General features: G+C 34.8%; 5 protein-coding genes. All 5 read right to left on the bottom strand.

Annotated elements, in window-relative coordinates:
- Positions 1–3: 3 nt before the first annotated feature.
- On the bottom strand, positions 4–3,015 hold the full coding sequence (locus tag LL966_RS22335) for a SusC/RagA family TonB-linked outer membrane protein (RefSeq protein ID WP_229356389.1): 3,012 nt from the start codon (positions 3,013–3,015) through the stop codon (positions 4–6).
- Positions 3,016–3,293: 278 nt separating this feature from the next.
- Complete coding sequence (locus LL966_RS22330) at positions 3,294–5,465, bottom strand: alpha-N-acetylglucosaminidase (protein ID WP_229356388.1); 2,172 nt, start codon at positions 5,463–5,465, stop codon at positions 3,294–3,296.
- A 413-nt stretch (positions 5,466–5,878) separates the two neighbouring features.
- Positions 5,879–6,529: a hypothetical protein gene (locus LL966_RS22325; protein ID WP_229356387.1), complete on the bottom strand. Its 651-nt coding sequence runs from the start codon at positions 6,527–6,529 to the stop codon at positions 5,879–5,881.
- Positions 6,530–6,607: 78 nt separating this feature from the next.
- Positions 6,608–13,903, bottom strand: a complete 7,296-nt coding sequence (locus tag LL966_RS22320) for a pectinesterase family protein (protein WP_229356386.1) — start codon at positions 13,901–13,903, stop codon at positions 6,608–6,610.
- Positions 13,904–13,989: 86 nt separating this feature from the next.
- Positions 13,990–14,787, bottom strand: a complete 798-nt coding sequence (locus LL966_RS22315; RefSeq protein WP_229356385.1) for a rhamnogalacturonan acetylesterase — start codon at positions 14,785–14,787, stop codon at positions 13,990–13,992.
- Between the last annotated feature and the right edge of the window lie 2 nt (positions 14,788–14,789).

Genomic DNA, 14,789 nt, shown 5'->3' with positions numbered 1-14,789 from the left:
TTTTTAGAAGCTCACATTTAAACCGAACATATACGTTCTAGTTTTTGGATAGAAGTTATTAGAATCTACACCTGGAGCTGTTCCTCCTTGTTCAACCTCTGGGTCAATTCCTGTGTATTTAGTAATAACAAACACATTGTTTATCGTTTGGTAAATACGTACACTACTGATGTACCTTCCTACTTTTCCAAAATTGTATCCTAAGGTCATGTTATCTAATCTTAAATAACTACCGTCTTCAATAAAACGATCTGAATATTTATAAGAGTTAAGGTCGTTTGGTGACTCGTTTCCTGCGTCAACTAAAATATTATTGGTCATTGCTGTACTTGGCCTGAATAAATCGGCGCGAGTAGCATTAAAAATCTTATTACCAAATACTCCTCTGAAGAAAATACTTAAATCAAATTTTTTGTATTGAAAGTTATTTCCCCATCCTAGTAATAATTTAGGCTGTGCGCTTCCTGCATAATGATAATCAACTCCGTTTAAAGGTGTAGTTGTCAAAGCACCGTTTTTATCATAATATTGAGAAACTCCGTCAGCATTTTTTCCTGCATATTTCAATGTAAAGAATTGCCCTAAAGGTTTTCCTTCTTTGAAAATTTGTAATGTACTTCCTGTTTGTCCGCCTCCGTCTGGTTGTACTCTACGAATAGAATCTCCACCAACGAAGAATGGGCTAGTTAATTTTACGATTTCGTTTTTATTATGTGCTAAGTTCAAATTAGTCGTCCAGCTGAAATCTGCTGTTTTAACAGGAGTTGTGCTTAAACTAAGTTCGATACCTTTGTTAGACATTGTTCCTCCGTTTGCTACAATAGAACCTACTGGCACAAGCACCGGATTAACATTGTAGTTGAAGATCATATCTGTTGTTTTTTTGTCGTAAACATCGATAGATCCCGTTACTTTTCCTTTTAATAGAGAGAAATCAAGTCCAATGTTTGCAGTAGCCGTTTTTTCCCATTTCAAATCTGGATTAGCTGCTTGATTTGGTCCGTAAGCACCAATCTGCTGTCCGTTGTAATAGAAAGTTCCTAAACTACCAGAAATAAATTGCGCTGTGTAAGCATTAAACCCAGAAGAGTTTCCTGTAACTCCCCAGCTTCCTCTCAATTTCAAGTCACTAAAAAATTCTTGATTCTGCATGAAGCTTTCTTTGTCAATTCTCCAAGCACCACCCACAGAAGGGAAATATCCCCATTGGTTGTTAGCTCCAAACATTGATCCACCATCTCTTCTGATCGATCCTTGCAAAAGATATTTATCTTTATAATTATAGTTTAAACGAGCGAAATAAGCAATTAAACGTGTTTTTTGATACGCTTTACTATCTCCAAAATTTACTACATAACCATTAACAGAAGTGTAGTTACTTAAAGCAAGGTTATTGTAACCTACATTATCAACTGGGAAATTTGTTGTAGTTGCTTGAAACCCGTCTCCTAATGTATTTTCCTGCCAAGAATAACCTACAACAGCTTTTACTTTATGAGAACCAAAAGTTCTATCCCAAGTAAAGAAACTCTCGATAATATTATTTCTAGTTTCATAAGAATTTCTCAAAGCAGAACCATTTACTCCAAAGTTAACCAAAGATTTTGTCAAAGGTGGATCTGGGTTGTTGTAAAAGTTCGCACTATTATATTGTGAATAATAGCTGTCATAAAATTCTCCGTGAGAAGACGTTAATCTTTGGTGTGCTAAATTTAAATTGTAAGTAATTCCAAATGGAAGTTTAACTTCAGCAGTAAGATTACCAACAAGGTTATTTGTTGTTGTTTCATCTGTTCCATGTTCAATCAAAGCAACTGGATTAAAATATCCTGGGCTAATAAAATTTTCATAGAAAGATCCATCGGCATTTCTTACTGGAGAAACCGGAAGGTAACTAGCAGCTTGTAAAAGTACCGTATTACGTTGTGGTACATTTTGGTAATCTGTTTTTGAATTGGTAACATTTAAGCCGAATTTCACTTTATCATCAAAAGCAAATTGTTCTACAGACAGACGTGCGATGATACGAGAAAAATCACTTTTTTGCATTACCCCTTCTCTGTTAAGAGATGTAATACTTGCAGTATAACTTCCGTGATCTCCACCTCCGCTCATAGATAAATTATGACTTGTAGATACTGCACGATTTGGTCTCATAATTTCTTTTAACCAGTTTGTGTTAGCACCTTTATCATTTTCTGGAGTAAAGTTCAAATTGTTTTTAGTTGTAAAAGCTCTCAACTGATCTGCATTCATCATGTCCAGATTATTTGAAACTTCTTCAAAACCAACATATCCATTGTAAGCAACTTGCGTTCTTCCTTTACTACCTTTTTTAGTTGTTACCATAATAACCCCATTTGCAGCACGGTTACCATAGATTGCCGTTGCGGCAGCATCTTTTAAAACGTCGATAGTAGCAATATCATCTGGTGAAATCACAGAGATATCTACTCCAGGAATACCGTCAATTACATAAAATGGCCCTTGAGAACTATTTAATGTCGAAACTCCACGCATCACTACAGAAGCTGTTTTTGTTGGGTCACCGCTTGATGAAATATTCAAACCGGAAACTTTACCTTGTAAAAGCTGTCCAACATCACTAATTGCTCCCTTGTTTAATTCTTCTGCTTTAATGGACGTTACAGAAGTGGTAAGGTTTTTTCGGGATCCTTTACCGTATCCTACTACTACAACTTGTTCAAGATTATTTGTAGTGGATTGTAATTTAATCGAATAATTAGATTTTGTTCCATCTAATTTTAAAGTTTGATCATCAAATCCAATAAAAGAAATGACTAATACTGCATTTTTGTTTGAAACTGAAAATTTAAATTTTCCATCAAAATCTGTTGTTACAGTATTCGTTGTACCCTTTTCGAGTATGTTCGCGGCTGGCAGAGGAATGCCTTTGTCATCTAAAACTACACCAGACACTTCTGTTTTTTGTGCCCAGGTATTAATTGAGAAGCCAAAGAAGAAGGCTAATAATAAAAGCTTAAGTTTTTCCATTTTGATATTGGTTAATTGGTTAAATAGTATTGACGAAATTACTGTTAAAGAAATGTTAGCAAATGGACAAGTTATTCATAAACATGGATAATTTCAATAAAGTCAATGACAGTAAGGGTTTTCAAAGTTATTTTTATAGTTTTCTATAATTAAATACTTATTAATTAATCGATTTCGTAGTTTTTTCATTTCATATTTTTGGTGTAGTTTAAGGTTAGAGTTTAAGTATTAAGTTAAATTTTATTTATATACGGATTAATTATCAAGGAGGTCTTTTTTTAATTGTTTTCTGTCCAATTAATTTCCCAATTTTTAATTAATTCTCTTTCTTTAGTTTCATCAAATGGAGTATTATTGACTGCTGATTTTTTAAAAGCCTCTAAAAACATTTTCCATCTTGGCCAATAAAAACCTTTATACATTCCGTGCCAAGATCTAGACGCATAATCATTCAAATGTCCTTCTCCGCCCCAAAGTGTAATTAGTGTTTTGGCATTTTTTGCGTACAATTTTGAAACTGCTGGTGAACTTCCATAATCTGAAGCCGATTTCACCCATTGATCTACACTATTTAGTGGCTGTGTCGACATGATATTATCAATATCTAAAACTTGTTTTTCTATTTTTTTAAATAATTGATCTCCTTTAGAAATATCTTTTTTCTCGTATGCTTTTACACATTCCATTAAGTCTTCATCTATGCTTAAAGAATAGTAATGTCTTGAAACATCTATTAAATCATACTGAATAAAATTGTTCTTATCATATTTCTTCGCTTCTTTCGCTAAAATATCCAAAGCTTCTTTAAGTTTTTTCTTGTCTCCAGGATTTCCTTTAAATGTTGTAATAGTTGCTGTAGGTCGTTTAAACAACAAATACGCTCCAGCCCTATCATTCCACCAACGCGTTTCCCAGTATTTAACATTATAAACTGATTCTAGCAATAACTCCCAAGCTTTGAAAGTCGTTTTAGAAATAGTCTGCTCGTATCTTGCATTCAAATATTTGGTTAACCAATCTTTTACAGGTTCTTCCCCTTTGTTCCATGGAAGATCATAAATATATTCATATACAATTGAATTATTATTCAATCCTTCTGGCATTGCGCCATAACCTACTACATTTCCTTTGTTTGGATTTTTTAACAAACTCGTTAATTCGTTTTTATAGAAATTCAAGTCTCCATATACTGGATTAGATCCTCCATAATTATGTACATACCCGTAAGTCCATTGCTTTCCGTAAAAAGCTTCCTGATTTTCCCATACTTTATAGCGGTCATTCGCATAATCCTGAACCATCAATCTGTCATTTGGCACTTTGCTTAAAAATGCGCTTGTCGCTTCTTTAGTCCAAAATTCTTTATTATCGCCAAAAAGCCAACCTTGCATTACCCAAACTGCACCTGGAGCTGCTTCATTAATGGTTTCATAAATGGCGCTTCCGTAATTTGCCAGTTCTTCATATTTATTATGTTCAGAAACTGGAGGTTCAATTTCATTAAAAGAATCTGCCAAGTAGAAATTAGATTTTCCATACATTTTAGTGTAAATTTCAATAAAACGTTTTCCGATTTTTTTAAATAAAGGATCTTTTGAATCTACTAGAAAAGTACTTGCAAAACCTCCGCCTGACCAAGATTTTAATTCGGTAATTTTAGCTTCAGGATGTTTTTCGGCGAAAGCCTTAGGAACATAGCCACTAAATGCAGGAACTACAGGATGCATATCTAAAGCTCGCATTCTCTCTAAAATTTTCTTTTGAAGTTCTTGTTTTTTGGTAAACCACTCTTTAGGCAAAGGTCCTTCTAAACTATTAATGTTTCCCATACGCTGCCAAGGCAAATAAGCTGGTCCAGCAAAATGTGCTTCTAATTGACTGTCTGTTAAACCATATTCTTTCCATAATTCCTGCCACGCCGCTTCCTGACCTTCCATTGCCGTTGGAAGATTGATTCCGTGCATGGCCATCCAATCAATTTCTTGTTCCCAACGTTTCCAGTCCCACCAAGGAGTAGTATAACCAAAAGTACAAGCGTTTAAATATTCTCTGTATTCAAATGGAGTATTTCCTTTTTTCGAATACTTTGGCCAAGCTTTTGGTAAATTTACTTTATTCCCTTCCCAGCTTACTAAAGCAGCTCCAATATCTCTTAGAAAATTATACGCCGCGTAACAAATTGCCGTGTTATTTGAACCTTTAATTTTTACAAGATTGTTTGTTGTTTCGATTTCAAACCAATCTTTATGTTCCGTTTTACTTTCAATAATGGTTAATTCAAATTCATTAACGCGACTTCCAATAAGTCTTTCTATGACAGCAGAAGCCGTTCTAGTTTTGTCATCGCTTTTACAATATCCTTTTAAGGAACCCAAAATAAACAGCGCAAAAATGAACGCTATCGTTTTTAGGAAATTGCATTTTTTGACTTTAAAATTCATTCTATTCATATTCATATATTTAATAAATTATAACCTACTGCATCTAAAAAAATAAGGGAGATTAAATGATGAATTAATCTCCCTAACTAATAAAAACTAACAAAATATTTACTAATCAACAACCTTCTACTTTTTTGTTTTTATTACCTACTTTTAAAAAATACCTCTCCTATTAATTAAAATATAGCTTAATAAAAGTAAATGGGTTTGAATTGAATATAAAATTACTGCCATTATTTGTTCTATAGATGGACAGATTAATCAAAAAAATAGACATATTATACATGATTTCTAGCCTTGAGAGCGATATAAACTGTTTTTGCCCTTATTGTGCAGTTATAGTTTGTTTGTTTAAAGCAAAGCATAAAAAAAGAGCCTGCTAAAAACAGGCTCTTTAGTTTTAAATTCTATTCTGTATAACATTAATTAAAAATAACAGAATGATCTTTTTGCAATAATGAAGTTGAATTACTTTTTTTGGCTGTAAATGTTTTTCCTTCTGATTTTTTTACATCGCCATAATATTGCATACTAAAAGCAACATCATTTTGAGTTGAAGCAAGAACTCCGTCTTTATAAATACTAGCAGTACCTTTTCCTGTAAAACTAACTTTATATTTCTGACCATTTTCACTAACTTTAAAAGTGCCGCTCAAAGGTTTGATGCTTACTCCATTTGCGACAGACAAATCTCCTTTTCCTGGATTAATATTTTTACCCAAAATGGATTGCGCCCATTTTGTAAAAGTATACGCCGTCGCTTCCGAGTAACCTCCAAAACTATACTCTCCTTTTGCTAAATTATCCTGAAGAGAAGAAAACAATTCAAAGTACACAACTGCTCCATCTTCTGATTCCGAAAGTGATTTAGATCGTAACGAAAAATCAATATTGTAAGCATTTCCTCGAATACCATAATTTTCAAGATATCCTTGCGATAATTCTACCGTCTGATTGCCAATTTTTAAAAATCCTTTATTTGAATTAGTATCTTGATTACCTTCATCATCACTTGAACAAGATGACAATAATGTAATGAAAACCAGTACTAATAATTTTATACTATTATTCATATCTATGATGATTTAATTTTTAAACTGATTCATTTTTAGAACTTCGGAATGAATAGAACTTCACTCCGAAGTTTGACTTTATTTTACAATTATTCTTGTAGTGTTTCCTGTTTTTAAACTCTTAATGAAATAACTCCCCGAAGCCAGATCAGAAACAGAAATTTCCATTTCAGTCCCAATAAGATCAACCTGTTTTACCAGAAGTCCGCTCATACTGAAAATTGCCAGACGATCGAATTCTGTACTCGATTGCAGTGTCAGTTTTCCTGTTGTAATGGTTGGAAACACAAAGAATTCTCCCAGTTTTTTCCAACGTCCGTAAAGTGTAAAATTATCCGTCTGTTTATTTGTAAAACCTGTTATTTCCTTTCCATATAATGCATCAGCGTACCATCCTAGAAAACGATAACCTGTACATTGCGCAGCTTCTAATGTAAATGCAGTTCCCGTCTGTACACTTGTTTTATTTGGATTACTTGCTCCAGGAGGCAGATTCAAATACGAAATAGAATAAAAAGTCGGTTGAACAACCTCATCTGGTTTGTTATTGCCAGCTACACCCCAAAACGCATAAAACTTCTGATTTCCTGTCGCCGTTATTCCGATTTCTTTAATTGTATTCGGTGCTGTTGCAGAAGCCGACCAACCATAGAAAGTATAATCCTTTAAGGTTGGAATTGGCAATGTTAATGCTGTTCCTTCTGTATATTCTACAGGATTTAAACCCGATATCGCTTTTCCATCAATAGAATTTAAATACGAAACACCCGATTTTACAATTGGTTTTGGATCAGGTTTATTGTTTCCGCCTTCTCCCCAAAAAGCATAAAAGACTTGATCTCCCGTTATTGTTGCTGCAATTGTTTTAATCAATCCAGGAGTAGTTGCAGAAGCAGACCAGCCAAAGAAAGTATATCCTTCTAATTTTGGCGTTTTCAAGTTTGTAATGGCTCCCTCCATATATTCTGTCGGAGAAAGTGTTATAGCTTTTCCGTCAATAGCATTTATATAACTTATTTTAGAAAACTTCGCGTCTGCTTTTAACCATCTTGGATCTCCCAAAGCATTTCCGTCTGAAGAAGCTTTGGCTAATGGAGAATCTTTAGAAAAACTGAAATTTCCTTGAGTTGGATTTGGAAACACTAGTGCTGTCATTCCTAAACCTGTTAAGGTCTTTGTGTTTGTTTCGCTCACCGTAACCGTTCCTTTAACTATTGGAGAAGAAATACCAACCAAAAGATTATTCTCTAAAACTACTTTCCCAACGCCATTAGCATTATTAGAATTGAACAGATAAATCGGTTTCGGATTATCACGTTCATCTTGCACAATATTATTTTTGAAAGAATAAGTCGAAGCGCTATTGTATTGATTATCTACAAATACAAAACCATTTCCAGCCTGATTGCCTGAATTGTAAATCGTATTGCTTTCAAAAGTTATATTTATAGTTTCGTTTGCCGTATTTTTATTTTGCAGCGTTACAAAATTATTTCCCTTTTCATAATTAAATATTGTTGATTTCTTTACCGAAACCGAATTTACAATACGGGAATCGGCTAAAATAAAACTGCTGCCTGTAGCCGCACTTCCATCAATAATACAATTATCTAAAACAATTTTTGAAATAGGTTTTTCACTAACTCCTTCTGTCAGCAATAAACTTTGCTTGATTCCTTTGATAGAAGCATTTTTGATTTCGAAACTAGCTACTGAAGCACCTTTTTTCAATTGCAATACATTTGCTCCAGCATTTGTCAAATCAAAATCAACACCGTCAAAACTGAAACTTCCTGAGAAGATTTCTGGATTCTCTGAATAAAAAGTTCCAGCAAAAATAGGCTTAGCTCCAGCATCAGGAACAAATGTATATTTATGGTTTTTAACCGCTAAATCAGCAGTTGTGGTATAAGTACCGCTAGCCATAATAAACTTTGAGCCATTTTCGGCAACATTATATTTTTCTACAAAATTCTGCGGATTTACATATACATCTAAACTGCCATTTTGGTTTGAAACAAGATTGTCTACAATACTATTGATATATACTTCAACATTTGTGTACTTTCCATCAATAGTTTTCAAATTACCGTCGGCAGAACTCGCAGGATTTAATCCTTTTTCTGTCTCCCATTTATCAGGCATACCATCACCATCTGTATCTAAAGGCGCTTCTCCAGAAGGTAATACTGGCCATCCGCCTGTTGCTGAAGGCGTGTCAATATAACCGTTTGTACTTCCATTACCGCCATTCATAATGCTAGCTTTACCAGAACGAGTATCGTCTACGGCTCTTTTATCTACAGTATCTCTGTATAAATTTGAACCTGCATTTTCTAAAACCAATTCGTAGGCTTTTGTAGCGCTGTGCGTTGTAATTTCGCCTGGAGCATGTGGCGCACTAATTTTTAATGCCGCTTTATCAGCATCACTCACAGGTAGCTGGGAACCATGAAACTGACTGTAAACTCCATATGTCCAGTTATCTTGAGTCGCTCTTTCTGATCCCACAACATAATTTCCATCAACGAAATATTTTCCCCAAATACCATAAAGAGGTGAAGTCGTATCTAAACTTCTTCCTGTTGATAAAATACGTTCTTTGGTCGAATTAGATGTTCCTGGTCCTGGTTTCCAATAATTGTTTACCAGATTCACATTCATTGCATCTCCCCCATAACAGCTGTTTCCACCCCAATTGTAAATTACGTTGTTACGAATATCAACTAAATCTGTTTTGGCAAAAATATCATTTGCATATTCTCCCAATCTAGGGTTACGGCTATCATGATGCGCTAATAAATTGTGATGAAAGGATGCATTTTTACCTCCCCATACACCACCATATCCGTGTGCGCCTTTTGCGTGAACCGAATTTCTAAGACTTTCAGAAATAATACACCATTGCATAGTGAAATTTTCATTTTGATAGAAAGAAACACATTCATCCGTTGACCAGCTCATAGAACAGTGATCTACGATGATATTCTTTTGAAAACGTCCACCCAAAGCATCATTTTCCACATCATAAGTATCTCCCATTCTAAAGCGTAAATAACGTAAAATGATGTTGTTACCTCTTACCTTTACATTGTAATCTCTTAAAGTAATTCCACCTCCTGGTGCAGTCTGACCCGCAATAGTAATATTATCAGTAATATTTAATTCGCTTTTCAGCTGAATGTTTCCTGACACTTTAAAAACAACAATCCTTGGACCAGCCTGAGCGATAGCTTCACGAAGTGACCCTGTTCCAGAGTCATTTAAATTAGTTACATAAATAACTTTTCCGCCGCGACCACCTGTAACATATTTACCGTAACCTTCAGCGCCTGGAAATGCAGGAACGGCATCATTTCCTCCTCCTGCGGCTTCTTTCTTCACTTCAATTTTCCCTTCTCCATTAAAAAACTCTGGATGGGTTGATTTATCATAAACTCCTTCTTTAAAATCCACTCCGTTGATGGTAAGCTTTTGAACATTTAAAACTGTGTTTAAAGAGGCTTTACCATTTTCTGTAATAGTTAAATTTAAAGTTGAACCAGCAGCGCGTTCATGACTGACAACAATATAATTATCCTGACCAATTTTAATTGTTCCTGAACCAAATGCATTAGCTGAAGCACCTTCAATTACAGTTGGATAATTAAGCGTTGGAAATTTGGTGCTTTTTTGTGTTAAATCCCAAGTTCCGATAAATTCGCTGTTATCTCCTTTTAATAATAAAGTTCCGGTATTCGCATTTACCCCTTGACCGGTATTCAATGGAGAAACTGTACCATTTCCTGAAATAGGACCGCTTAAAGTCATTATCGTTTGATTGGCAATCCCTGAAATCATTTCGAATTTTACATTTCCAGAAATAACTACAGGCGCTTCTAGAGTCATTCCTGCTCCACTTGTGTTATAATACACTCGCGTTCCATCCTTAAAAATTAAATTTCCTGTGGCTTTATGAGAACCTCTTAATCGAAGTGTTCCTGCGCCAGAAAAAATAATATCGGCAGGAAAAACCGTTGCAGTTGTTTCAATTTCTTTTGTAGTAGAAACCAATTTTCCTGCAACTGGTAATACTGCAGGGTTAAAATTCGCTGCATTGTCCCAGTTTTTATTTACAGCCGCCGTAAACTCATAATCGTAATCTGCTGGTGGTGCTATTTCATCAGGTTTATTATTTCCTGCTGAACCCCAAAAAGCATATAAGGTCTGATTTCCCTTAGTTGTAACTGGTAGCTCTTTTAACGAATTTGCAACAGTTGCAGAAGTAGACCATCCGAAAAAAGTGTAACCTGCTAATGTTGGCACAGGCAATGTTAAAACTGTACCTTCCGTATACTCTATTGGAGTCAATGTTGACAAAGTGCTATTATCAATTGAATTAAAATAAGAAATAGACGATTTAACATTTCCTCCATTAATAGTCATATTAATAGTGCTTACATCGCTCAATCCTCCATATTCATTTGCTGCTTGTATGGTATAAGTAAATGTACCCGCAGTTGTAGCGGTATCTACATATGTCGCTTCTGTGGTAATGGCTAAAACTTTTCCATCTTTGCTAATTACATAACACATTGCATATAGATTTTCATCCCATTTTAATGTATTGCTTGCAGAAACAGCAAGGTTTGATGGTTTTGTAACCTGCTCGACTATTCTTCGCGGATCCCACTTATCAGTACCGCTTAACACATTTTCTATAGTAAATTCGTCAGCTTGCGCTTTAGTTAATACTGGATTGTAATTTCCTTTCTGCGCAACGCCGTTTACTGTAAATGTATTCGTTCTGTTATCGGTATTAACGGCTATTCCGTTTGCGTTTACACTATTATATTCTGAAAAAAGTGCTGGTAATGTTCCCATACTTGCCCAACCCAATGTATTAGGTTCGTTGATCATTTTGGTATTCAAATAAACTGCTCTAGGCGAGTTCTGCCAAGGGCGACCTAAATAATAACTTGTTGATGCAGTAATGGTATTGTTATTGAAAATATAACCATATTTAGTAGCCGTATCATGGTTTGGAGCTACAATATATCCTGATGCAACAGAAACCAGTTTACATTCTTCAAACCAATGCGTTCCTCCTCCACAGATAAAATCGACATCTCCTTCTATGGTAGATTTGTAATAAAAACTTCTGTTTCCTCCTGTAACTTGCGTGTCCTGTTTGCTTCGTAATCGAACTCCATTATAAACATTTCGATCTCCAGCAGGATTCAATGCAGGTCTTTGTCCAGAAGTTGTAATTCCATCTTTGTGTTCTATGGTAACATTTTCCATATACAAATCGTTTGCTTCTATAGAAAGAACTGCATTTTTGATTCCCCAACCTGGATTTCCTTGCAGAATTACTTTGTCTTTAGATTGTGCAATCAGCGAAACATTGTTTTTTCCAGATGGAAGTTTCAATACGATATCTTGCGGATTTGTACCATCTCCTCCTAAATTATAAGTTCCATTTGTAATTAAAACCAAAAATCTAGAAGCCGAATTGTTTGGCGCTGCAGTAAAAGCTTCCGCTATAGTTTTGACATATTTTTTTGAAGCAATTTGTTCATCTGTAGCATCGGCATCTACAATTAAATCAAACTTATGCTTTGTCGGAATTGGTTTTTCCATTGTTTTAAATGACAGACTAAGAGCTGGTCCATCATTGCCAGAAAGATCTTTAACAAATCCTGCTGGTAAAGTAAAAGTGTATTGTTTATTATATTCTAATCCGAAATAACTGAATTTTACGGTTCTATTTACAAATTCGGCAGTTAGGTTTTTACCATTTAAAACTGCGTTTCCAATTCCAAATTGAACTTGTTCATTATAATTCAAAATAATATTTCCATTAGCTCCAACCGAATTTGCAGCTGCTGTCGGAAATGAAGATTCAAGAACTGGAGCAACCGTATCGGTAACCAAAACCTCATCGGCTTTAATCATTAAATTAGATAGGATTGTTGCCGTTACATCAACTGCGGATCCGTGTTTAGGACCGTTTACGTTAGGAAACCATCTCAGGTATATTTTTTCTTTTCCTTCTGCTTCAGCTGGAAGAATTCCTCCAATATTCGTGATCGTGTTTGTATTTATGGTAGTTAATGCCGATACATTTATAAAATTTATACCATCTAAAGAATATTGAAAAGTCCATTCATCAGCTCCATAGTAATATCCCATTAAACCAGAAGCCACATTAATATTTTTATAACCAACCGTTGAAAGTGTCGTCATAAAATAATAGAAGTTTCCTCTTTCGGTATTCCAGACACAGAAACCATTTTTTCCGCCTCTGTTTTGAAGTCTTACGTTAGGAGCAAAAACATTGTCGGCAACATTATAAGCAAACAATTGCGGTTTGTTTTCTATTTTAGAATACAACTCAGCAACTCTAGGATTGGCATATTGATCCGTTTTGAATGTCCAGCCAGCAATAAAATTCTGATTTGCATACGTACCTGTAACTGTTTTATTTTCATTCATCACAACAGAAGTGCTCAATGAAGTAGAACCATCTGACCAATTACTAAATTTTATAATATCGTTTTCAACAGCCGTCACCATTACGTTTGTTCCGCTTTCGTAAACCGAAAATGCACCATCTTTTCCTGCTGGCGAAATGGTATAATCTCCTAAACCAAATGCTCCGTTTACATTTACATTTAATGTATAAGTCGGAACTGCATCAAATTGAGCAATCAAAACAGCATCTGCATTAGCAATATGCGTATATGGATTGGCAGTTGAAACCACAACGCCTTTATCATCTACCCATTGTTTGAAATTGTATCCAAAATTCTTATTGGCAGTCAATTTTACTTCTGTCCCTTTAACAAAAGTAGTTCCTGCCGGATTAAGTGTAACCGCTCCAGACGAAGCTGGATTAACACTTACGGCTAGTTTTTGTGTAACTGCATTCGGATTATCAGTAACTTTTTCTAAATAATCAAGATTAAACAAATATCCTGTGTTTGATGGATGTTTAAAAACTAATACTAAATCATAAGTTCCAGTTGTGGATTGAATTGCCGCAGAAAATTTCTTATAATCAGTAAAGCTTGTGCTTCCAGAAACTGTTGCAGTTCCAATTAGCGTTCCTGTTTCTGAACCTAGTCTAATTTCTATCGTTCCGCCTGTCGCACCAGCCGCAACAATATCAAAGCGGGTAACAAATTCAGTAAAATTGATTGCATTAAACTTAATCCAGGTATTGTTCTTAATGTACCCTACATTTCCTCCTCCCGAAAGAGAAGCATTGGTTTCTGCTCTTGCTCCCGAAGACTGATTAAAAGTTTCAGCTTCAATTTTCTCTATGGTCTGAGAAAACCCCATTACTGTAAACAGTATGAGGAATAGATGAATAAAAAAATGTTTTTTCATTTGGTTTAATATTGGTTTTAGTTAGTAATAGTTTTCAAAAGAGTTTTTCCTGTTTTTCAATCCCTTTTGATAGGTTATATAAATTTTTAGTTTAATTCTTTCATTCCTTCAAATACTAATCTTGCTACTTCTACAGCGCCCTTAGTTTGAAAATGTGTATTGTCTTTTTGCCCATCTGGATACGCTTCATACAAACCAGCTGGAAAGTTCATAAAGTAGTTTTCGCTTACATAAGACTGTCCTTTCTTCGTAAAAAAATCCATTGATTTTTGGGTTAAATCAATGCACATAACATTTAATTCTTTCGCAACATCTTTTACAGCTTGCGGATACAAACCATGAATATTTTGCAGTTTTCCGTCTTTCCAAGGAAAATTTCTAGCTACGGGCGTAATAAGAATTGGCTTTGCTCCTTTTGCTCTAGTTTGTTCAATAAACAATCTTAAAAATTCTTTATAACCTTCAAGATTTACATATCTTTCTGGTCGATCTTCGGCAGCATCGTTATGACCAAATTGGATGAGAACTAAATCTCCTTTTTTTAGATTTTCATAAACCAAACGCCATCTTCCTTCCTGAAAAAAATTTCTAGTACTTCTGCCACCTCTAGCTCTATCGTCAACAAAAGCGCTATCAGTTTTAATTAGTTTATTAATTTTCTTGAGACTGTCTGCGACCAAAAACTGCTGAAAAACTTGTCCCCAGCCTGTCACAGGATATCGGGTTTTCATGTAATCTTTTCCTTCTTCGTAATTATTGGCGTAATCTGCAACAGTCGAATCTCCTATTAAATACACTGTTGTTTTAGATTTTGGTTTTATAAAAGACATTATTAGAAATGCCAAAACCATGCAGAGGAGAGAAATAATAAATTTTGATTTCATAT

The sequence above is a fragment of the Flavobacterium chungbukense genome, assembly GCF_020805785.1.
Classification (GTDB): Bacteria; Bacteroidota; Bacteroidia; order Flavobacteriales; family Flavobacteriaceae; genus Flavobacterium; species Flavobacterium chungbukense.
The sequence above is the reverse complement of the archived record's forward strand: the minus strand, read 5'-3'. Positions and strand labels throughout refer to the sequence as shown.